The organism is Anaerolineales bacterium, from assembly GCA_019637805.1.
In the GTDB taxonomy this organism is placed as follows: Bacteria; Chloroflexota; Anaerolineae; order Anaerolineales; family UBA11579; genus JAMCZK01.
Window position 1 is genome coordinate 936,388 of record JAHBVB010000001.1, and the last position, 20,310, is coordinate 956,697.

The 20,310-nt window shown below is 64.4% G+C and carries 22 protein-coding genes; all 22 read left to right on the plus strand.

Features of this window, described 5'->3' with window-relative positions; genetic code table 11:
- Positions 1-429 precede the first annotated feature (429 nt).
- A complete protein-coding gene (locus KF885_04590; GenBank protein ID MBX3048431.1) occupies positions 430-1,143 on the plus strand; it encodes a hypothetical protein in 714 nt (237 codons plus the stop codon).
- Positions 1,115-2,662, plus strand: coding sequence for a terminase family protein (locus KF885_04595; GenBank protein MBX3048432.1), 1,548 nt, complete (start codon positions 1,115-1,117; stop codon positions 2,660-2,662). The genes KF885_04590 and KF885_04595 overlap by 29 nt, the downstream gene beginning before the upstream one ends.
- A 13-nt stretch (positions 2,663-2,675) precedes the next feature.
- Complete coding sequence (locus KF885_04600; GenBank protein ID MBX3048433.1) at positions 2,676-4,181, plus strand: phage portal protein; 1,506 nt, start codon at positions 2,676-2,678, stop codon at positions 4,179-4,181.
- A complete protein-coding gene (locus tag KF885_04605) occupies positions 4,174-4,377 on the plus strand; it encodes a hypothetical protein (GenBank protein ID MBX3048434.1) in 204 nt (67 codons plus the stop codon). Before KF885_04600 ends, KF885_04605 begins: the two co-directional genes overlap by 8 nt.
- Positions 4,367-5,191, plus strand: a complete 825-nt coding sequence (locus KF885_04610) for a hypothetical protein (GenBank protein MBX3048435.1) — start codon at positions 4,367-4,369, stop codon at positions 5,189-5,191. Before KF885_04605 ends, KF885_04610 begins: the two co-directional genes overlap by 11 nt.
- The gene (locus KF885_04615; GenBank protein ID MBX3048436.1) at positions 5,188-5,652 is read left to right on the plus strand and encodes a hypothetical protein; all 465 of its coding nucleotides are present in this window, start codon (positions 5,188-5,190) and stop codon (positions 5,650-5,652) included. Before KF885_04610 ends, KF885_04615 begins: the two co-directional genes overlap by 4 nt.
- Before the next feature lie 204 nt (positions 5,653-5,856).
- Entirely contained in the window at positions 5,857-8,013 is a 2,157-nt protein-coding gene (locus KF885_04620) for a hypothetical protein (protein ID MBX3048437.1), read from the plus strand.
- 54 nt (positions 8,014-8,067) lie between these two features.
- Positions 8,068-9,045: a hypothetical protein gene (locus tag KF885_04625; protein ID MBX3048438.1), complete on the plus strand. Its 978-nt coding sequence runs from the start codon at positions 8,068-8,070 to the stop codon at positions 9,043-9,045.
- Between the two features lie 58 nt (positions 9,046-9,103).
- Complete coding sequence (locus KF885_04630) at positions 9,104-9,520, plus strand: hypothetical protein (GenBank protein MBX3048439.1); 417 nt, start codon at positions 9,104-9,106, stop codon at positions 9,518-9,520.
- A 4-nt stretch (positions 9,521-9,524) separates the two neighbouring features.
- Positions 9,525-10,127, plus strand: a complete 603-nt coding sequence (locus tag KF885_04635; GenBank protein ID MBX3048440.1) for a phage gp6-like head-tail connector protein — start codon at positions 9,525-9,527, stop codon at positions 10,125-10,127.
- Positions 10,127-10,600, plus strand: coding sequence for a hypothetical protein (locus KF885_04640; GenBank protein MBX3048441.1), 474 nt, complete (start codon positions 10,127-10,129; stop codon positions 10,598-10,600). Before KF885_04635 ends, KF885_04640 begins: the two co-directional genes overlap by 1 nt.
- Positions 10,600-10,800 carry a hypothetical protein gene (locus KF885_04645; protein ID MBX3048442.1) on the plus strand — a complete coding sequence of 67 codons (201 nt, stop codon included), beginning with the start codon at positions 10,600-10,602 and terminating at the stop codon, positions 10,798-10,800. The genes KF885_04640 and KF885_04645 overlap by 1 nt, the downstream gene beginning before the upstream one ends.
- A complete protein-coding gene (locus KF885_04650) occupies positions 10,797-11,576 on the plus strand; it encodes a hypothetical protein (GenBank protein ID MBX3048443.1) in 780 nt (259 codons plus the stop codon). The genes KF885_04645 and KF885_04650 overlap by 4 nt, the downstream gene beginning before the upstream one ends.
- 33 nt (positions 11,577-11,609) lie before the next feature.
- On the plus strand, positions 11,610-12,122 hold the full coding sequence (locus KF885_04655; protein MBX3048444.1) for a hypothetical protein: 513 nt from the start codon (positions 11,610-11,612) through the stop codon (positions 12,120-12,122).
- Between the two features lie 47 nt (positions 12,123-12,169).
- On the plus strand, positions 12,170-12,526 hold the full coding sequence (locus KF885_04660) for a hypothetical protein (protein ID MBX3048445.1): 357 nt from the start codon (positions 12,170-12,172) through the stop codon (positions 12,524-12,526).
- 218 nt (positions 12,527-12,744) lie between these two features.
- A complete protein-coding gene (locus KF885_04665) occupies positions 12,745-14,799 on the plus strand; it encodes a hypothetical protein (protein MBX3048446.1) in 2,055 nt (684 codons plus the stop codon).
- Positions 14,800-15,333: 534 nt separating this feature from the next.
- Entirely contained in the window at positions 15,334-16,941 is a 1,608-nt protein-coding gene (locus tag KF885_04670; protein MBX3048447.1) for a hypothetical protein, read from the plus strand.
- Positions 16,938-17,420 carry a hypothetical protein gene (locus tag KF885_04675; GenBank protein ID MBX3048448.1) on the plus strand — a complete coding sequence of 161 codons (483 nt, stop codon included), beginning with the start codon at positions 16,938-16,940 and terminating at the stop codon, positions 17,418-17,420. The genes KF885_04670 and KF885_04675 overlap by 4 nt, the downstream gene beginning before the upstream one ends.
- The gene (locus tag KF885_04680; GenBank protein ID MBX3048449.1) at positions 17,421-18,089 is read left to right on the plus strand and encodes a hypothetical protein; all 669 of its coding nucleotides are present in this window, start codon (positions 17,421-17,423) and stop codon (positions 18,087-18,089) included.
- 11 nt (positions 18,090-18,100) lie between these two features.
- Entirely contained in the window at positions 18,101-19,573 is a 1,473-nt protein-coding gene (locus KF885_04685) for a glycoside hydrolase family 25 protein (protein MBX3048450.1), read from the plus strand.
- Positions 19,574-19,602: 29 nt separating this feature from the next.
- On the plus strand, positions 19,603-19,911 hold the full coding sequence (locus tag KF885_04690; protein ID MBX3048451.1) for a hypothetical protein: 309 nt from the start codon (positions 19,603-19,605) through the stop codon (positions 19,909-19,911).
- A 29-nt stretch (positions 19,912-19,940) separates the two neighbouring features.
- Positions 19,941-20,306, plus strand: a complete 366-nt coding sequence (locus tag KF885_04695) for a hypothetical protein (GenBank protein ID MBX3048452.1) — start codon at positions 19,941-19,943, stop codon at positions 20,304-20,306.
- Positions 20,307-20,310: the final 4 nt, after the last annotated feature.

Below are 20,310 nucleotides of genomic sequence, written 5' to 3' on the forward strand. Positions count from 1 at the left end.
ACTCGCGGCGGTTGCGGGAAACGGTGCATTTTCTGCACGGTGTACGACAATAATAAGGCTGTGTGCTTAGGATTGTCAAGTTTTTCAATAGGATACACCATTCCCGCCGCTTTCTGATGTTTCTTCTTGAGACAACAGAAAGGAGGGCAATCATGGGTTTGGAACCCTTTGCCGTAGCGGTTCTTGCCGGACTATTCGTTTTGCTGGTAGAACGAGTATTGATGGCTAAACCCTAGAAAAAAAGGCCGCCGGAGCCCTCCGGCGGCCTTTTTGATTGACATTGCATTTGTTAGCGTGATAAGCTGACGGCTGACAAGAGAGCTACTTCCCGGTAATCCATGGGAAGTCCGGCGGAAGATGAGCGCCCGCCACTAGATTCCAAAAAACGGAGTCTGGTGGCGGGCGTTTTTTTTGTTTGGGAGGCCCAGGGTGCCGATCGAGAACAAGGACATGACCTACACCCAGCTGGGGCTGGGGGCGGAGTTTGATGCGCTGGAGGACGACGGGGCACCCAGCGCACAGGACGCGGCGGATATCAGCGCGGCAGCTCGAGAGGCCCTGATGTTGTTGGTGCGGGGCGATAGGCGAGCCTGGGCCGCAAAGGACGGCGCGTCGCTGCCGCATGAGCTGCCAAAGTGGCTGGACAGTTTTGTGTGGCTGCTGGGCCGCGGCTGGCCGTGGCGGCAGGCGACTTTTATCGCCTGGCTGGCCAGCCCGCGCAAAAACCGCTGGCCACCGACGCAGGAAGAGCTGGCCACGCAGGTGCTGGGGCTGAGCAGCGACCGGAGGCTGAGCGTGTGGCGACAGAAGAACCCCATGATCGAGACGACGGTGGGGATGCTGCAATCGGCCGAGCTGTACCATGCGCGGGCAGATGTGTTGGCGGCACTTAAAGAAGTGGCGGCTGAGGCAGATTACAAGGCGCACCCGGACCGCAAGATGTTCCTGGAAATGACGGGGGACTATGTGCCGATCAGCCAGCTGAAGGCGATGCTGCTGAAGGGTGATTTCAAAACCAAGCGTGGGGTTGAGGACCTGAGCGATGAGGAACTGATCCAGCTGAGCCAGGGCGACTGGGGCGTGCTGGCCAAAGAAGGGGAGCCGAACGGCAGTGATGCTGAGCCAACCAAACACGCTGGTTAGCCCGACGGACGCCAAGCGCGAGCTGGCGCGGCGCGAGCTGGGCCGGCGGCGGCTGACCGCGGCCACAGAGTACCTGCTGCCCTGGTACGAGACGCAGCGATTCCACCGGCTGATCGACCATGCCCTGGAGGACGCCGAGCGCTATGTGCGCACGCGCGGCCGGGAGGGCTACGGGCGGCACATCGTCCTGACCCCACCGCGCTACGGCAAGAGCGAAAAGGTGTCCAAGGTGTTCCCGGCCTGGTTCCTGGGGAAGAACCCGGACATGCGGGTGATCCTGGCGTCTTACGGCGCCGACCTGGCGCACGGCAATTCGCGGGCGGTGCGCGACATTATTCTCTCGGAGCAGTATGCCGGCATCTTTGGCCAAAAGGCGCTGGTGGATGAGCCGGTGGGGTTGGACCCGGACAGCCGGGCGGTGAGCGGCTGGGAGCTGGCGGTTCCGCACCGCGGCGGCCTGGCGGCGGCAGGCGTGGGCGGGCCGTTGACCGGCAAGGGCGCGCACCTGATGGTGATCGATGATCCGTATAAAGACCGCGAGCAGGCCGAGAGCGCGGCCTACCGGCAAAAGGTGATCGATTGGTGGAGCTCGGTGGCTTACCAGCGGCTGGAGGACTTTGCGGCGGTGGTGCTGGTGCAGACGCGCTGGCACCCAAACGACCTGGCCGGATACCTGATGAGAGAGATGCTGCACAACCCGGATGCGGACCAGTGGCGGGTGCTGAGCCTGCCGACGGTGGCCCCGGAGGAAAGCGAATACGCCAAGGATGAGAGCGAGCAGCGGTCGGCCCTGGCCCAAGGCATTTATTTGAACTTGAAAGACCCGTTAGACCGGCAGCCTGGCGAGGTGCTGTGGCCGGGCAAGTACGGACCAGAGCAGGTGCGCCAGATCCGGGCGAACACGGCGGCGCACGACTGGCTGGCGCTGCACATGCAAACACCGCGGCCGCGCACGGGCGGTTTTTTTGCGAAGGAATGGCAGATGGTAGACCGGGCGCCGGAGAACTTGCGCTGGTTCCGGGTGTGGGACCTGGCGACCAGCGAGAGCGCCAAGGCCGACTACACCTGCGGGGCGGCGATCGCGTTTGACCCGGATGGGGTGCTGTACATCCGCGACCTGCGGCGTTGGCGGGCGGCCTGGCCGGAGAGCCGGCGGCGGCTGGTGGAGATCTCCGGGGAGGTGCCGGCCGGCGAGATCTGGGGGCTGGAGAATGTGGCCTTCCAGCTGGCAGCGATCCAGGACTTGCGGGCGGAGCTGCAGAGCCGACCGATCTATGCGGTGAAACCTGAGGCGGGCAAGGAAGAGATGGCTTTGCCGCTGCAGACGCTGAACGACCTGGGGCGGGTCTGCCTGGTGCGCGGGCCGTGGAACCGGGACTTTGTGGAGGAGGCCAGCGTCTTCCCGCGGCCGGGTGAGAAGGACGACCAGATCGACACAATCACCAAGGGCATGCAGCTGGCCCGCGAGTACGAGAAGAAGCACGGGATCAGCGGCGCGAAGCTAGTGGGTTTCGCGTAAACGAGGAGCAGGCATGGGCATATTTGACAAGTTAGGGCTGGGGCTGGGCAGCGTACTGGGCAATGTGGCGGGCGGGGCGGTGGGCGCCTACCGGCAGGCGGTGGGGGCACCGGCCAAAGCGACGGTGCCTGGGCCAGCGTTGGTGAGTGGAGACCGCGAGCGAGCGATGCCCAGCCTGGCGGTGGCCTACAACCAGCAGGACCTGTACCAAAGGCTGGCGTGGGTAAGCATGGCGATCTCGGCCGTGGCGCAGCAGGCGGCCGGCGGCTTGTTTAACGTGGTGCAGCTGGAGGGCGAGGAGGCGCGCGATATTCCTAACCATCCCTACGAGCTGCTGCACCGGCGGCCAAACCCGCTGTGGGCCGGTTTCGAGTTCTGGCGGGCGTTCTTTTCGTACCAACTGTTAACCGGCAACGCCTACGCCTGGCTAAACAAAGCGCATGCCACGGCGCCAATCCAGGAGATGTGGCTGGTGCCGAGCCACAAAATACAGCCGGTGCCGGACGGCAGGCAGGGGATCCGCGGCTACAAGTACGATCCGGGCGGCGGCGCCCCAGTCGTTTATCTGGATCCCTGGGAGGTGCTGCACACGCGCGAATTCCATTCGATGAATATGTACGTGGGGCTGTCGCGGATCTCGCAACTGGCGATCGTGGCGCAGGGCGACCTAGCGATGCAGAAGCACAACACGAGTTATTTTCACGACCAGGGCGGACGGGTGCCCGGGCTGCTGGCTTTCCCTGATCCGATCGGCGATGAGGAGTGGGCGGAGCTGAAGGCCCAGGTGAAGCAGGCGGACAAAGAGCAGCGGATGATGATGCTGCGTAATGTGGGGGTTGGCGGCGTGAACTGGGTGGCGACCTCGATGACGCGCAAGGACATGGAATTCCTGGCCGGTCGCGAGGCCAACCAGGAGGAGATCTTCAACTGGCTGGCGCCGGGGCTGAACAGCTGGCTGGCGGTGAACAGCACAGAGGCCAATTCAAAGAGCGGCCGGGACGCTTTTTACGAACTGAGCGTGTGGCCGCTGCACAAATTGTTGGGCGAGAAAGTCACCAGCCAGCTGCTGCCGAGCTACGGCAAGAACCTGCTGGGCAACTTTGAGGATGTGCGGCCGAGGGACACCGAGCTGCGCCTGCGGGAGCAACTGGCCTACGAGCGCACACACACGGTGGACGAGGTGCGCAAGAAGTACTACAGCGAAGCTCCACTGCCCGGAGGACGGGGCGGGCAGCTGGCGCGGGATATGGGCGGTGACCTGGAACGGCTGGACACGAACACGGCTCTGCCGGCCGAAAAGGCAGTGCGCCGGCCGGGCGCTGAGAAGGAGCGAGAGCAGTTCCGCCGCTATGCCCAGAAGCGGTTGGAGGAAGGCAAACCGGAGAAGGTGGGCGAATTCCGGTTTGAGACCTTGGACGAGGCTGAGCAAACGGAGTTGAAGGCCGAGGTGCTGGGCGGAGACTGGGCGCTGAAACAGCGTTTGCAAGACCTGATCGATGAGGTGAGAGAAGATGCTTGACCCCAAAGAGGTGACTGTTGAGATACGGCGAGACGGCAAGGGCTACCAGGCACACAGCCCGCAGGTGGGCGGCTGCAGAGGCTGGGGCATGACCCGGGTGGATGCGCTGCGCAACCTGGAGGACGCCCTAGCCGTCGAAGCGGCCACACGGCGGAATGGCCGCCGGCCACCCCCCGACGCGTTGTATGTTGGATAGCTACCGGCAGATCGACCAGGCCGCGGATGCGCTGGCGGCGCGGGGCGTGGAGTTGGACGCGGCCTACAAGCGGCGCGACCGGCGCGAGCCGGGCCGGGCGCAGAAGGAGCGGCTGGAGGACCGCCTGGCGAAGGCGGTGCGGCAGCTGTTCGCGGCGCAGCAAGCGGCGGTGCTGTATTTTGCTGAGGGTCTTCGACCCTCAGCAAAATCTGACCTGTGGCTGCAGCTGGGGGAGCTGGGCTTGAGCGATGAGGAGGCTGAGGCGGCGATCTTGCTGGTGCTGAGCGAGGCCGGCGCCCATGCGACGGAGCTGTTCGCCCAGCAGGCCTCGATCGGGCTGGACCTGGCGCTGTATCAAACCCTGGCCACGGGCCATGTGCGCAGCCAGTTCGGGGAGCTGATCACGAACATCAACCAGGCGACGCTGCGAGCGGTGCAGGAGGCGGTGGCGCTGTATTTGGAGACGCCGGGCATGCGGCTGCGCGACCTGGTGGAGATGCTGCCGTTCGGCAAAGAGCGGGCGATCCTGGTGGCCCGCACGGAGATCACCCAGGCGTATGGGGAGATCAACCGGCTGGCCGGCGAGCAGCTGGCCAGAGATTTCCCGGACGTGGAGGTGGTGGAGACCTGGTTTACCAACCGGGCGCCGAATGTGTGCCCGGTGTGCCAGGGCTTGGATGGGGTCTCGCGGCGGCCCGGCGAGCCATTCGTGCACCGGAGCAGCGGCCAAAAATACCACAGCCCGCGCGATACGCACCCGGGCTGCGGTTGCTGGACGCATGTGCGCACGGCGATCCTGGAGGAGGCGAGATGACGGAGATCCACATCCGGATCGAAGGCGGCCCGGAGGTGCAGGCGATGTTGAGGGCCTTGCCGCCGCAATTGGAGCGCTCGGCCGAGGCAGCCGGCAAGGAATTTGCCGGCGTGGTGCTGGAGCAGGATGGTGTGCTGGCCTACCCACCGACCGGGCCGGGCAGCCAACCCCCGGCGCCCTATTACCAGCGCGGGGTGGGCATGCAATACAGCAACGGGTACAACGATCTGCGCTCGGAGCGTTACGGCGCCAGCTTCAGCGTGTCGGCGCGGGGCTACCGCACGGAGGTGGGCAATGCGGCGAGCTACGCGGAGCACCTGGGCGGCGTGAAGCAGGCGCGGCATATGGCCGCGCTGGGCTGGAGGCGCTTGATCGATGCGGCGCGCAGCAAGCTGGGCGAGGGCCGGCGGATCTATGTGCGCTGGATCGAGCACGGGCTGCAGCGGCTGGGGTTGAAATAGAGCGCCGCGCTTGACAGGCGCCGAGGTTTTGCAGTAAGGTTGCGCATGTCGCCGGGCTGAGGCCTTGGCGGCGGACAATAGAGCTACTTCCCGGTAACCCATGGGAAGTCAGGCGGAAGATGAGCGCCCGCCACTAGATTCCAAAAAACGGAGTCTGGTGGCGGGCGTTTTTTTTGTTGTTTTGGCTCGTGGGAGGAGCCGGGCATGGAGAGATACCGGATCGATGCAGCGATGAAGGTCAAGGCCCTGGACGACATGGTGCTGGAGGTGCTGGGAATGCCCTACGGCGGGCCATTCGATGGGCGCGATGCAGACGGCCAGTATTTCTCACCGCGCACCAACCGACGCGAAGAGTTTTTCCCAGAGCCAGTGGCGGTGTACTACCACGGTTATCGAGAGGATGGGCGTGGGCCAGACGGCGAGCCCAAATACGTGGGCCGCACGGTGAGCTCAGAGGAGCGCAGCGACGGAGTGTGGTACCGCATCCTGCTGGACCAAACCAGCGCTTTGGCGCGGCGCCTATGGGAGGCAGCGCGCGAAGGAATGCTTAGGGCCTCATCTGGCTCGGTGAACCACCTGGTGCGGGTCGATGAGGATGGGCATATCCGCGAATGGCCGGTGGCCGAGATCAGCCTGCTGGATCTGTCACTGGGGCAGGCGCCGGCCAACCCATATGCGGTGGCGCTGCCGGTTTTGAAGAGCATTTACAAGCAGGCGGGCATCGACCTGCCTGAGGGGCTGGAGACCAAACCAGAGGCCGCGGAGGTCCGGGGCAAGGAAGCTCCTGGGCGCGGCGGAGCAGGGGCCAGCCAGACCAACCAACCCAACCAATCCAAAGGAGTGAAAGCGATGGAACCTGAAATTAGCCAAGCGCAGCTGGAGGCTGCGCGCCTGGAGGGCCGCAAGGCGCTGCAGGCCGAGCTGGACGCCGAGGCAAAGCGCCAAAAGGAAATCGAGGACGCCAAGGACGCGGCGGTTAAGGCGGCCCAGGCGGCCTGGGAGGAAGAGAAGAAAACGCTGGAAGAGTCGGCCACCAAAGGCCGCCGGCTGCCAGACAACCCCGACGAGCTTCCCGACCTGCTGAAGTATGCGGAAACGGCCAAGTACGACAACCTGGACGATGGCGCCCTGGCGCTGACCATCGGTGTGTTGAGTGCGGCCAAGGCCGGCGGACGCTCCCGTGGCGGAGCGAGCGATGGGGCGTTGAAGGCCCTGGCGATCCGCACAGTGGAAGCCAAGGCCGAGGTGCAGCGCCGGCAGAACAGCCGGGTGCTGCGGGCGATGAAGGCGGCTGGGATGCCGCTGAAAGCCAATGAACTGAACCAGACCACGCTCGCTGATTATGGCGATGAGTGGGTGGGCGAAGCCTACTCGAATGACCTGTGGCGTCGGATCGTTGAGGAGGGCAGCATTGCCGGCAAGATCCCTGCCGTCGAAGTGCCGCATGGGGTGGAGGCGATCAACATCCCCCTCGAGGGCGCCCCGCCGAGTTTCTACAAAGTGGCCCAGGCAGCTGACCTGGAGGACGGGGCGCTGAGCCGCCCGGAAGTGACGGTGCCGGCATCGCGGCGCGGCACCGGCAAGCGCCAGCTGACGATGGGCAAGATCGGCGCCCGCACGGTTTACGCGGGCGAGCTGGAGGAGCAGAGCTTCGTGCCGTGGGCAGAAGAGCTGCGCGCTTCGATCGTGCAGGAGGGCAAGGAGGTGATCGATCACATCGCGATCGATGGCGACAAGACCACCACCGCAAGCACCAACATCAACGATATCGCCGGTACGCCGGCTGGGAACGAGGCCTTCCTGATCGCGGACGGCTTCCGGAAATTGGCCTTGCTGGGTGGGTCAGGCAGCAATGCGCGGGATGCCGGCGAGACCTTTGACGCCAGCGATTTCCTGGAGACGGTGAAGTTGATGGGCCTGGGCGGCCGCAATGCAGGCAACAAGGACAAGGTCGAATTCATCCTTGACATGTGGACGCACTGGGCAAGCCTGGGCCTGGCCGAGGTGAAAACGCGTGATGTGTTTGCGGCGCCGACAATCGAGGCAGGCACCCTGACGAGCATCTGGGGCTACCAGGTCCAGGCGACCGGCAACATGCATCGGGTCAACCAGGACGCGAGCTATGGCCTGAAGGCCAATGCGGCAGGCAAGATCGACCTGGACACAGTGACCAACAACACGCGCGGCGCGATCCTGGCAGTGCGCTACGACCAATGGCGCCTGGGCTACTGGCGCCGGATGACGATCGAGGTGACGCGCTACCCCTCCAGCGACGCGAACGAGATCGTGGCGCTGGCGATGCTGGGCCTGATCAACCGCGACGCAGAAGCCGCAGCAATCTCCTACAACGTCAAGGTCTAAAACCGCAAATCAAAGTGGGCTGGCCTGACCGGCCAGCCCACTGAGGAGGAAATTATGTTGCAACAACTACACAGGGGCAGCGCCCGATTGAGTGACCTGGTGGATGGCCAGTTGGCGAAGGGCCTGCTGGCGCAGGGCGGCGGCCTGGCGTTTTACCTGGACCCGGAGCGCGGCAATGATGCCGATGATGGGCTGAGCCCGGAGACGGCGTTCCGCACGCTACCGGCAGCTTACGCGGCGCTGCGCGACGGCCGGCAGGATGTGCTGTTCTACATCGCCGGGGCGGGCAGCGTGAAGCTGGAGGCGAGCTTCACCTGGAGCAAATCCTACGCCCACCTGGTGGGGGTTTGTGCCCCGACCCAGGCCGGGCAGCGGGCGCGCATCTTCCAGGCGGAGGCCGCGGAGGATGTGAGCCCACTGATCACAATCAGCGGGCAGGGCTGTGTGTTTGCCAACCTGTACATCTTCCAGGGAGTGGATGATGACGGCAGCCTGGTGAATGTGCGGGTGAGCGGCCAGCGCAACTTTTTCGAAAACGTACATTTCGCCGGCGGCGGGCACGCCAGCCAGGCGATCGATGGCGGGGCCAGCCTGCAGATCTCGGGCGGCAGCGAGAACACCTTTGTGCGCTGCACGATCGGTGTGGACACGATCGCGGCCGGGGCTGGCATGGCGGCCCTGGTGTTCGCGGCCACGGGCGGCGCGGCGCGCAATCGTTTTGTTGATTGCGATTTCACGCTACAGGCCGGCCATGCCGGGGCGATCTTCGTCGAACTGCTGGGCAATGCTGGCCTGGACCGTTACCAGCTATTCCGCGATTGCGCGTTCATCAACCTGGCCAGCACGGCGCTGACCCAGGCGTTTGCGGTGGCCGGCGGCCTGGACCCAGCAAACAAGCGCATCCTGCTGAAGGACTGCGTGATGGTGGGTGCGGCCAAGTGGGACAACGGCGACAGCGGCCTGGTGTACGGAAACATGGGCGCGGTGGTGGCGGATGACCTGGGCGGGGCCCTGGTGGCGCTGCAGGAATAGCCTAAGCTGCGGGGCGGGCCAATAAGGCCCGCCCCGTGAGCACTGAAAGGAAAGCTAGATGCGAATCGAGATCTTGAACGGCTACCGCGGCCGGCGCAGCAATGAGTTTTACCTGGCGCCTGGGATGGTGGTGGAGGCCGGCGAGGAGGACGCCAAGCACTTGATCGAGACGGGGCATGCGGCGCCGAGCTCGCGGAAAGCGACCTACAGCCTGAAGCGCGGCCCGCTGCGCAAGGGCGAGGGCCGGCCTGAGCCGGATGAAATCGCCCAAGACCGAGCCGAGAAGATCTTGAGCGTCCGGGAGTCTGAGCTGGCCAGGATGAGCAAGGACCAGCTGAGGCAGCTGTTGGCCGAGCTGGGTGTGCAACCGGGGCCAATTGCCCGCTTTAACCACAAGAGCCTGGTGGCGGAAGTTTTGAAGGCGGAGGCGGCTGACACCGCCGTTGCTGTGGAAACGGAAGTAGTCGAGGAGTAAGCCGGTGCCCGAAGAACCCGAAACCCCCCCTTACGTGCCGCCGACGATCAGCGACGGGTACTGCACGCTGGCCGAGTACAAGGCCTATCGCGGCATTGCGGAGGAGGTGATCAAGGACGATGCGGTGCTGGCGGCGCTGATCGAGAGCGCCAGCCGCTACATCGACCGGCAGACCGGGCAGACCTTTTGCGGCAAGGCGGCCACACGTTTGTATGAGCCGCCGGCCGGCCGAGAGCTGGCGCTGGAGGCCGCCCTGCAGACGCTGAGCGGCCTGGTGAATGCGGATGGAACGGCGATCCCCGTGAATGATGTGCGCTTGCTGCCGCTGAACGGCGAATACAAGGATCGCATCCGGCTGAAGGCCGATGTGCCCGGGTGGGGCGTTGAAGAGCTGGTGCAGGTGACCGGCAGCTGGGGGCGCTTTGCGGCCCCGCCGGAGGACATCTGCCTGGCGTGCATGGAGATCGTGCGGGCCGCCGAGATGCGGCGCAGCGGCCAAGGGAGCGAGGCGGTGGCGCGGGTGACGCCGGCCGGCGTGGTGATTACGCCGCAGGACACGCCCAAGCAGGCGATGGCGATCCTCAAGATGTACCGGAGGATGACCTGATGGTTGATGAGACCTTCCACCCCAGCCAGGTGGCGGCTGCGATCGCGGCCAAGGCGCCGCCCAGCGGGTTGACGATCTGCGGGCCGGCGAAGCTGGTGGCGGCGCCGGCGATGGCGCAGCTGCCGCTGATGCAGCCGGCGCCGGGATTCATCGGGGCGATCAATGCACAGCGTGATAGCTACAGCGCCGGCCTGGGCGGGCAGGAGACGATCGACTACACGCTGGTGTGGCGGGTGCTGGTGGCCGAGGTGGGCCAGGGTCTGGGCCTGGCCGAACACTATGAGGGCATGGTGCAGCTGGTGTCGGCGCTGTACAAATTCTTCCGCGAGCATCATGCAATCTCGTTCGAGGGCGGCGTGGCGGTGGATGTGGTGATGGGGACGGTGAGCGCCTTTGGGGTGGTGCCGGCCCCGAATGATGTGCAATTTTTTGGTTTCGACGTTGGGGTGCAGATCAAGGAGCTGATCAACTGATGGCTGGACGTGTGCGGGCGATCCGCCCGATCGAGCTGGTGGATGGGCGCCGAGTGCTGCCAGGCACCTGGCTGGATGAGCTGCCGGCGGCGGTCCAGGAAGCGCTGGTGGAAGCGGGCGAGGCGGCGGTGGTGGATACGGTAAAGACCACACCAGCCACCAAGAAGAGCCGTAGGCCGGCAGCAGAGGAGGCGGAATGAGCCGAAGCATAGCCAAGGCGCTGCGGGTGCTGGTGGATGGCTACGAGATGAGCGGCTATGCCCGCAGCCTGGGGCCGCTGACCTGGAACCACGAGTGGGCGCGGGATGAGGCGGTGGGTGTGGAGATGTACGCCTATCTGGCCAACCAGGTGACGCTGTCGATCGGCCAACTGAACGTGGCCTTCGACACGACGCCCGTCAGCGGCCCGCATGAGGTGTTCGCCGGTGGGGAGGGCGAGCACCGGTTGGTAATGGCGGCGATTGGGCGGGGCGGGCTGGCGCCGGCTGCCGGCGACCCCGCTTTTGTCGGGGAGTTTATGCAGGGCAACTACCTGGCGGACCCGGGCCAGACCGGGCAGACCCTGACGGTGCAGATGGATTTTGCGAGCAGCAACCTGGGCGGCCTGCAGAGCCTGTATGCGATTCCCTGGGGGGTGCTGCTGCAGCCGCTGGCCACAGTAGAGGCGGGCAATGAAGACCCCGGCGTGGACAACCCTTTCACGGGGGCGGCCACGAACCACGGCGGCTACATGCTGTGGATGTTGGCCGATGCCGATGACGAAGTGGAGCTGAAACTGCAGGACGCGGACACGAACGAGGACGCCGAGTTCGCCGACCTGGCCAGCAGCGGGCCGATCGCGGCCGGGCCGGCGGCGGGAATCGTGCCGCTGGCACGGGGCACGACGGTGGAGCGCTATACGCGGCCGCAGGTGGTGTTGGGCCAGGCCACGTATGCGAGATACGCGCTGGCCTTTGTGCGCAGTTTTGGGCAATAGATTGCCCGGTCAGTAGACCTTTTGGAGGATGAGATGAGCAGTCGTACGGTCAATAAGTTTTTCAAATTTGCCCTCGAGGACGCCGGCCACGTGATGCGCGACCTGCCGGTCAACACGATCCAGGGCGTGGCGATCACCCAGGAGTGGGTGGACGTGGGCGCACTGCAGGAGGCCTTCAAGACCTGGCTGGCGGGGCGGGGCGATATGCCGCTGAACATTGGCGGGCCAATGGATACGGGGTCTGCCGTGGCGGCCTCGGCCTCTGGCGAGGAGGCCAAGCTGAGCGGCAGCCACACGGTTTTGGTGCCGGTGAACGGCCTGTATACGCCGCTGGTGTTTGGGGTGTACATCGGCATGCGGCGCTACTGGACGACAGGCGACCCGGTGTTCGGCATCGCCAGCGCCGGTGTTGACGATGGGGTGACGGTAGCCAATTACGCGGTGGACCCGCAGGCGATGACCTACAGCGCCGAGCTGCGCCTGTTCCCCGGCACGAAGAAGCCGGAGTGGGGCACGGCGGCGGTCGCGGCGCACAACCCGAGCTAACAATGGGAAAAGTAATCACAAGTCCCAGTGAACTCTGGAGCGGTACGGTGACGCTGCGCGATCCACTGTACCTGCCGCAGGTGGCCGCCTATGAAGAGGGCCTGGCGCGGGCGCAACTGCTGCCCGAGAACGCGGGCCTGATGGCGGTGTATGGCGCCCTGATGCCGGGCGTGTATGCCTGCATCGAGCGTTTCGATCTGCAGGGTTGGGAGGCCTTCTCCCCTGACCGTTTCCCGGCCCAGCCGCGGGGCGAGGCAGTGAAGCTGGCTGCCTGGTTGGTGAATGAGGTGCGGGCGGTGTACCTGGAGGCCGCGGCGCCGGTCCCAAAAGCGTCAGCGGCTACGCCTACGCCGAAGCCCTTGGACTCGCCAGCAGCCGAGAGCTCCGCTTCGTCCGACGAATAGACCGCTTCGGGGCCGAGGCGGTCTACGGCCGGCCGCCGGGATTTTACGAGCTGGCCTGCCTGGAGCAGGCCGACCTGGTGTACCGGCTGGCGCTGGCGCAGCAGAAGACCCCGGGCGGTTGGGCACAGTGGAACCAGGAGCACCCGGCGGCGGCGCGGGTGCTGGAAGAGGCGGCGCTGGCCGCCCGAGAATTGGGTTTGTTGGAGTAGTGTGCGCGCATGAGTGATCCCCAGATCCGGCTTATTTTCCAGGCGGTGAACAACACCGCCGGGGAGATCCAGAAGATCGATAAAGATCTGGCTGGCATGATCACGCGCGCCACGCAGGGCAGCCTGGCGATCGGGGCGGTGGCGCTGGCCACCAAGAAGGCCTACGACCTCTCGAAAGAGGGCGCCCAGGCCGAACATGACAAACAGCGCTTTGACCGGCTGGCGCTGAGCATCGGCTCGACCGGGGAGGCGCTGGAGGCCAAGCTGCGGCCACAGCTGCGGGGCATGATCAGCGATGCGCAGATGTGGGCCTCGGTGAGCGATCTGATCGGCTTGGGCCTGGCCAAAGACGAGGAGCAGGCGGTGCGGCTGGCGAAGGTCAGCAGCGCGCTGAACATGAACCAGAACCAGCTGGTGCTGACCCTGGCCAACCAGAGCCGGATGCGTTTCGATCAGCTGGGCGTAGGCCTGGACGGCTTCGACGACAAGTTGAAGAAGCTGAAGGCGAGCGGGTTGGATGTGGAAGCGGCCTTCACCGAGGCCTTCCTGCAGCAGGCCGAAGAGCAGGTGCTGAAGGTGGGGCATGCGGCAGACAGCACCCTGGGCAGCTTTTTGCGGCTGGAAGCCCAGGCCGGCACGGCCTGGACAAATTTCCTGATGCAGCTGGGCGAGTGGGCTGAGCCAGTGATCGATGTGGCCGCCAGCGGTCTGGAGAACATTAACGACCTGACGCGTGCGATGCAGGCGATGGGCGCCACGCCGATCTATGGCAGCGGCTATGTGCAGACCCTGTACGATGTCAACGGTCTGATGCTGACCGGGGCGGAGCTGTTGCAGGCGCACCAGCTGTACGCCGAGCTAGGCGCCGAGGCCTACCACAAGCTGGGGGCCGGCATCACGGCGGCGGGGGGCAGCCAGCAGGCCTGGATGACGGACATGCAGCGCTGGAAGGGGCTGGCGGGCGATGTGGGCGGCGCGGCGGAGGCGGGCCAGGAGATCGGGGCGGCGCTGGCCGGCGGGATCCAGCAGTCCTTGGACGCGATCGACCCGAAATTTGGCGATAAGGTGGCCGGCTGGATGGGCGACCTGGAATGGAAGATGGCCGGCGGCCTGGAATTGCAGGGAATCGGCGAGCAAGTGGCGGCGGCCTGGGAGGCCGGCAAAATCAGCGACCAACAGGCCCGGGAGATGTTTGGCTCGGTGTACGCCGAGGCGCAGAACCTGCAGGTGGAGATGGGCAAGATCGACGCCGGCGAGGCGGCGGCCAACATTGCCAACACGCTGGGCGTGGAGCTGGGTGATGCGAGCCAACTGGTGACCGACCTGCAGGCCGGGTTGGACCTGATCCATATGAAAGAGGTCTCGGCGACGGTCAATATTGTGGCGACGGGGGCCACCTGGATCGCCAGCCTGGTGGGTGTGGGGGTTACCGGAGCGGCCAGCGGGTCCTGGACTCCTAAGGGTAATGCCGGGATCAAGGCAGATGGAAAGTCGTACGACCAGCGGGCCAGCGGCGGCCCGGTGGACCCGCGGGTGGGACTGTATGAGGTGGGTGAGCAAGGCACCGAGGGCTTGTGGTGGAACCCCCAGCTGGGCCTGTGGGAGGTGATCGACAACCGGGCCTGGGAAGCCTTGAAGCGCATGGGCGTCTCGCCCCAGGCGGGATTTGCCGGCGGCGGGTACTTGCTGGACGGCAACCAGTACGTGACCAAGCCTGGCAACACGTCTGCTTTTGGCACGGTGGGCAACATTGCGCCCAGCGCGGTGACGCGCCCGACCCGGGCGGCTTCTCGCCCGGCGGCGGTGAGCGCGGGTGGGCAAGCGGTGCCGGCAGCGATGGTGTTGGAGCAGGCCGCGGCCGCGGCGGCGGATGTTTCGGGGGCGATGGCGGGGTCGTACCAGGCCGGCTTCCAGGAATTCTCGGCCCAGATTACGGCCAGCAATGCGGCCGTGGAAAAAAGCAACTTGAAAATTGTAGCCATCTTGCAGCAGATGATGGACACCCAAATGACCAAATACGACCTCCCGGCTGCGATCCGGGATGGCGTGGCGCAGGTGATGTAGATGGGATATGTAGCGCCGGACGAGATCGGCTACGAGGTGACTGGGATGGGGGCTTGGTTGACTGATGAGCTGGGGCGGCCGCTCACCACCGAGAGCGGCCCTCCGCTGCTGGAGAATTTGTTTGACTCTCTGACGGGCACGGGACTGTCGGTTGACGCGTCTGGGAAGTTGGGGGGGAAGAATTCGATGAAGGTGGGGCCGATTTCCACTACCGCGGTCCGCGCCGGTATTTTGGATATACCCGATACTCCCGCACTGCTGGTTGCCGCAATAAAGATAAACACTAGCGAGCTGGATGTGGGGTACGGGAATCTGCAGCCCCTTCAGATTGGAACACCGGATAGCGCTGGAAACTTTTTCTTGATTCTCAACACGGTCTCAGTTCCGTACCGGATCGCAGCCGGATATCGCAATGATGCAGGCGATTTCCCTCAGGGGGCATGGATAACGCTGGTGGATGGGGCGGAATATAAACTCGTTTGCCAAATCTCCGATGGGTCAAATAACGGGGGGTATCAATTTTATGAAAACGACGTGCTGAAATATCAGGTGACCAACGCAGACAATGACACCAGATCAATATCTATTGCGCGGTTTGGCAAACTGTTTTCTGATACGGCCCTGAATGACCATATTTATTTAGACGACATATGGTGGGGACTTATAGACGACCCCACGCAGGCTGAGCGGTTCCTGGATTTCGAGGACATCCCGCCAGAGGGCATTACCCTGGACCAGCCCGGGTTTGTGGATGTGACCGCCGATGTACGCAGCGACCCACCGCCCAGTTTCGAGTGGGGCAAGACCGACCACGACCCGCTGGGCCGATTGGCCGGCAGCGGGTCCGGCAGTTTCAAGCTGGACAACAGCGCCTTCAATGCCCGGAAAACCCAGGCCTGGTATACGCCGGAGCACCCAGATGCCTGGCCGGGGTTTGGGCGCAACAGCCAGGCACGGATGCGGGTGACCTACCAGGGCAAACGCTACTATTTCGGGCTGGGCGACATCGTCAGCCTGGCGCCGGCGCCTGGTGAGTATGGAGAGCGGTCTGTGGCGGTACGCGTGGAGGGCGTGATGCGCCGTTTCAGCGAATTTACGCGGGCCAACCTGAATGCGCTGGCGGTGGGCAAGACCGCCGGGGAGCTGTACCAAATTTTGGCGGACGGGCTGCGCCGGCGGCCACCCACTGAGTTTGCCAATGAGACCGTGCTGGCCTACGGGTTTGACACCGCCACACGGAAGAAGGCGACGGCGACCAGCGAACTGCAGAAAATTGCGGCGACGGTCCTGGACTACATTCTGGTGAAAAGCGGTCCGCATGGGGCGCTGATCTTCAACCAATCGCTGGAAGATCGTATCGCAGACACCGAGGTCAAATTTAATTTTACACGCGTCACAGGGCTGGACCCGCGCTGGAGCAGTGCGGATGCGGTCGACCGGGTGGTGGCCACCTTTTACCCGCGCAAAGTCAGCACTGAGCTAGAGACGTTGTGGAGCGTGAGCCGACCGATCGAGGTGCCGCCGGGCGAGACGGTGGTGATCACGGCCAATTATGTGGACCCGGATAGCACTAGTGTGCGCATCGCCGGCATGGATGTGATCACCCTGCCGGACAGCGGGGACTATACGTTTGGCAGCACGGATGACGGCGAGAGCGACGACATGCACGGCAACCTGACGGTGATCGTGCGGCCGGGGGCAACCTCGGCCGAGGTGCCGTTTCACAACAGCGATTCGACCAACCCGGGTTTTGTCAACAGTTTTCCCATCAAGGGCTTTGGTGTCCGTTTCTTTGAGCCGGCGTCCATCGAGAAGGGGGTGGACAGCCCGGTGAACGACAGCGAAATGACGCTGGAGATGCCCTATGAGGACCAGGAGGCGAATGCCCGGGCGCGGTTGGAGCTGATCTTCCCGGTGCTCAATCGCACGCGTTTGCAGGTGGGCTGGTTTAGCTTCAACGCCAATTTTGATGAAGATCATTTGCTGGCGGCGCTGGAGCTGGAGCCGGGCGACCGCATTCACCTGAGCGAGAGCTTGTCGGTGGATGCAGACTTTTTCATCAATGGCAAACGCCTGAAACAGGTTGGGCGGCGCCTGCTGGAATGCACCCTGTTCCCCGAAGTGGCCCCGGAGGTCGAATGACAGACGAGATCGCCAGCAACCCGATCAGCGGGCTGGATGAGCTGGAAGTCGCTGCGGTGGGGGACCAGGCGGTGATCCTGGACGTGAGCGACACCAGCGAGGCCCCGACAGGCAAAGTCAAACGAATTGCCTACGAGAACCTGGTGAAGAACACGCCGCGGGTGACCTATGAGGTCAGCTCGGCCACGCCAACCATCAACACCGACCTTTGCGACCAGCACCAGATCACTGCGCTGGCCACCGGTATCACCAATATGACCAGCAACTTGGGTGGCACCCCGACAGACGGGCAAAAGTTGCTGGTGTGGATCAAGGACAATGGTGGGTCGCAGACGATCAACTGGGGGACGGGGTTTATCAGCACGGTGCAGGCCCCGTTGCTGACGGCTACGATTGCCGGCAAACAGATGCTGTTCGGGTTTATCTATAGCGAGACGCTGTCTGTGTGGCGCTGCGTGGCCGTGACCTGGGACCCATAGATGATTGAGACGGTCACGCTTTTTGCGACGTCCGGGTCGCGTTCGCGGCTGAATGGTCAGGCCGATGCCAACTGGGCGACTGGATTGGCAGCGGCGCGCAATGCGGCCACCGGTATTGCCGGTGGCTCTGATAGCAGCTACCTGGGCACGGCCCGGATGGGGTCGTGTTGTACGCTGGAGGAGTACTGCCAGCGGCACATCCTGGTTTTTGACGCGGCGGATGCCCCGCAGCTGGCCACATCGTCCATTCTGCGGGTCCAGTTCCTGTTCACGCCGCATCTTTTGAACGGGTTCACCTTGAGCAACCCAGCCACGTCGTTAGTGATGGCCGGTGGGTTTGCCTACAGTGGCGCTGGCGGGGAGTTTGCTCAGATTTTGTCGCAGACTGCCGCCAACGGCATCGCGATGGGGGCGACAAATGATTCGTCGGTTGGCACCCCGCGCCTGGGCGCTAACGACGTTCCCTTGACTTGGTTTAACCGGGGGGGAGTTATGGAATTCGGCTTGGCGAACTCTGCGGACCTGGCACAGACTGCTCTCACCCAGCCGGCTGGCGGTCAGTCCTCGGGCACGCAGTTCGCTATCCGCAGTTACGCCTACGCGGCCGTAGACCACCGCCCGCAGTTGATAGTCAGTTACACCCGCAGCAATATGTTGATGGTGTTTTAGGAGGAGAGACCATGACGACCTTGAATTTGCATGAGGTGGTGCTGCCACCGGGCGAGATCCATGCCAGCAATGCCTGGGCGCAGAAGCAGGCGCCGGGCGCCCGGGCCAGCTTTTACCCGGCCGTGGTGCAGTACCTGAGCAAGCCCAACGGCACCAAAGAGCCGATCAAATTCAGCGCCGAAATGCTGCGCTATTTGGAGTCGCTGCAACCCGACCGGGCAGCGTATGAAGAAATCCTGTGGATCGCTGGCGGGCCTTTTAATCAAGGGCCGAATGCGTTTTACCTGCCGGCCAAACGGCAGGCGAACGTCAGGTACTACATCCCTCCGGATGGGCCGTGGCCGCAGCCGCCGGTGGGCGAGCCGATCACCACGATCGGCAATGTGGTCAATGTGCTCGAAATCAAAAACGGCTGGGCGCGCATCGAGACGCTGGCGATGAAAGGCCCCTGGCCTCCGCCCTCGACGCACCCCTGGCTGTACAACAGGCCGGTCAGGAGCATCCGCGTGCTGGAGGATGGCAAAGCCGGCAAGGTCGAGCTGGGCAATGCGATCCTGGACCGGGGGGTGATCTACCCGATGTTTTCGCGCAACGGCCAGGCGTGGATCGAGATGAAATGGCTGCGCAAGGTGGCGCAGCCGCAACCAACCAATGAGGTGAGAACAATGGCAGTACGGAATGATTTTGCGCAGGGCATTGACCTGAGCCGCTGGCAGCCGGGCTACGACCCAACTGTGCGGCCGGTGGATTTTGTGATCTTGAAGGCCAGCGAGGGCAGCACCTGGCTGGACCCGAAATTCGACGAGCATCTGGCGGTTTGTGATGCGGCTGGCCTGCTGGTTGGCGCCTACCATTACTACCGCAGTGGCATCCCGTGGCGGGCACAGCTGGACAATTTCTTGCGCGCTACCCAGGGCAAGCGCCTGAGCAAACTGCTGGCGATCGACTACGAGTACATCAACAACAAGCTGGACGCCAGCACAGACAAGGAGCTCAAGGCCTTTTACGATGCGCTGGTGCAGCGTGGGTATAAGCCGGTGATCTACACCAGCCACGGCGAGTATATGTCGATGATCGCCCGCGGGGCCAAGTGGATCAGCGACCCAAGCATCGGCATGTGGATCGCCCGCTGGTTTGAGCGCAGCTACTACTACAACTACGCCCTTGGGCCGGGGGCGGCCATAACCCAGTGGACTAAGGGCCACTGCATTTGGCAGTACGGCGGCGACTACCGCGACAAAGCGGGTTGGGAAGTCCCTGGCACTGGTGAGGGAGCTGCGTATGGAGTGGCTGGGTCGTACAGCGTGGACCTGAATGTGTACAACGGCACCGCCGAGCAGATGCGGGCCGATTTCGACGCGCCCGAGCCGCTGCCCGTGGAAGCCGAAACCCCCAGCACCGGGGGCGGGCTGACCTGGGCGCAGAAGAAGCTGTTCAACCAATACGGCATCTTCCGCCGGCAGCCGGCGCGCATGCTGGAGTAGGCCCTGGGCGATGGAGAGGAGGTGATGGCTTGGAGGGTGTGAATACGGAGGTGCTGGCGGCGCTGGTGGGGGCCGTGTCGATCCTGACCGCGGCGCTCAACCAGATGATCGGCCACATGGTCAGGCGGCGGGCCGGCCCGGAGGGGGACGGCGCCCAGGCCGGGCTGCGGGACGATATCGCCGAGATCCGCAGCGACGTGGCCAAGATCGCCAAGACCTTGAATGGCAACGGGGACCCGCGCGGCGGCCTGGTGGCGATGGTGCAGCGCCAAGAGGCCAACCTGGAATACCTGCAGGCCCAGCTGAAGGCGGTGCGGCCGGGCGGCCGAAAACGATAAACCCTTCCTCGGCGCGAGGAGTGGATGAGATGGATTTTTCACAGGAGCAATTGCGGGCGATGGGCCATGTGCTGGCGGCCCTGCCCTTCGTGGTGCAGGCGCTGCGTTGGGTGGCGGCCAAGCTCGGCCGGCCGATCCAGGGCGAGGGCGCCATCCGAGCGGTGGCGGCGGTGAGCGCCCTCGCTTTGGCGGCGGCCTGGTCGGCGCTGAGCCTGCCGGTGCTGCCGGCCTGGTCGGGCCTGGACTTTGACTTTGCCGCGGCGGTGCTGGGCTGGTTGGGCGCCCTGGTGGGTCTGGTGACGGGCTATGTGGCCACGGCGCACCTGATCTACGAGTACCTGCTGCGCAAATTGTTCGATCGCATTCCGCCGCTGGCCAGCAGAAACCTTTCCTAGCTGA

What these genes read in the sequence shown, in the direction of transcription:
- KF885_04595 (MBX3048432.1), top strand. Translation starts at nt 1,115, where the DNA reads ATGCTGAGCCAACCAAACACGCTGGTTAGCCCGACGGACGCCAAGCGC.
- KF885_04600 (MBX3048433.1), top strand. Translation starts at nt 2,676, where the DNA reads ATGGGCATATTTGACAAGTTAGGGCTGGGGCTGGGCAGCGTACTGGGC.
- KF885_04605 (MBX3048434.1), top strand. Translation starts at nt 4,174, where the DNA reads ATGCTTGACCCCAAAGAGGTGACTGTTGAGATACGGCGAGACGGCAAG.
- KF885_04610 (MBX3048435.1), top strand. Translation starts at nt 4,367, where the DNA reads ATGTTGGATAGCTACCGGCAGATCGACCAGGCCGCGGATGCGCTGGCG.
- KF885_04615 (MBX3048436.1), top strand. Translation starts at nt 5,188, where the DNA reads ATGACGGAGATCCACATCCGGATCGAAGGCGGCCCGGAGGTGCAGGCG.
- KF885_04620 (MBX3048437.1), top strand. Translation starts at nt 5,857, where the DNA reads ATGGAGAGATACCGGATCGATGCAGCGATGAAGGTCAAGGCCCTGGAC.
- KF885_04625 (MBX3048438.1), top strand. Translation starts at nt 8,068, where the DNA reads ATGTTGCAACAACTACACAGGGGCAGCGCCCGATTGAGTGACCTGGTG.
- KF885_04630 (MBX3048439.1), top strand. Translation starts at nt 9,104, where the DNA reads ATGCGAATCGAGATCTTGAACGGCTACCGCGGCCGGCGCAGCAATGAG.
- KF885_04640 (MBX3048441.1), top strand. Translation starts at nt 10,127, where the DNA reads ATGGTTGATGAGACCTTCCACCCCAGCCAGGTGGCGGCTGCGATCGCG.
- KF885_04645 (MBX3048442.1), top strand. Translation starts at nt 10,600, where the DNA reads ATGGCTGGACGTGTGCGGGCGATCCGCCCGATCGAGCTGGTGGATGGG.
- KF885_04650 (MBX3048443.1), top strand. Translation starts at nt 10,797, where the DNA reads ATGAGCCGAAGCATAGCCAAGGCGCTGCGGGTGCTGGTGGATGGCTAC.
- KF885_04655 (MBX3048444.1), top strand. Translation starts at nt 11,610, where the DNA reads ATGAGCAGTCGTACGGTCAATAAGTTTTTCAAATTTGCCCTCGAGGAC.
- KF885_04665 (MBX3048446.1), top strand. Translation starts at nt 12,745, where the DNA reads ATGAGTGATCCCCAGATCCGGCTTATTTTCCAGGCGGTGAACAACACC.
- KF885_04675 (MBX3048448.1), top strand. Translation starts at nt 16,938, where the DNA reads ATGACAGACGAGATCGCCAGCAACCCGATCAGCGGGCTGGATGAGCTG.
- KF885_04680 (MBX3048449.1), top strand. Translation starts at nt 17,421, where the DNA reads ATGATTGAGACGGTCACGCTTTTTGCGACGTCCGGGTCGCGTTCGCGG.
- KF885_04685 (MBX3048450.1), top strand. Translation starts at nt 18,101, where the DNA reads ATGACGACCTTGAATTTGCATGAGGTGGTGCTGCCACCGGGCGAGATC.
- KF885_04695 (MBX3048452.1), top strand. Translation starts at nt 19,941, where the DNA reads ATGGATTTTTCACAGGAGCAATTGCGGGCGATGGGCCATGTGCTGGCG.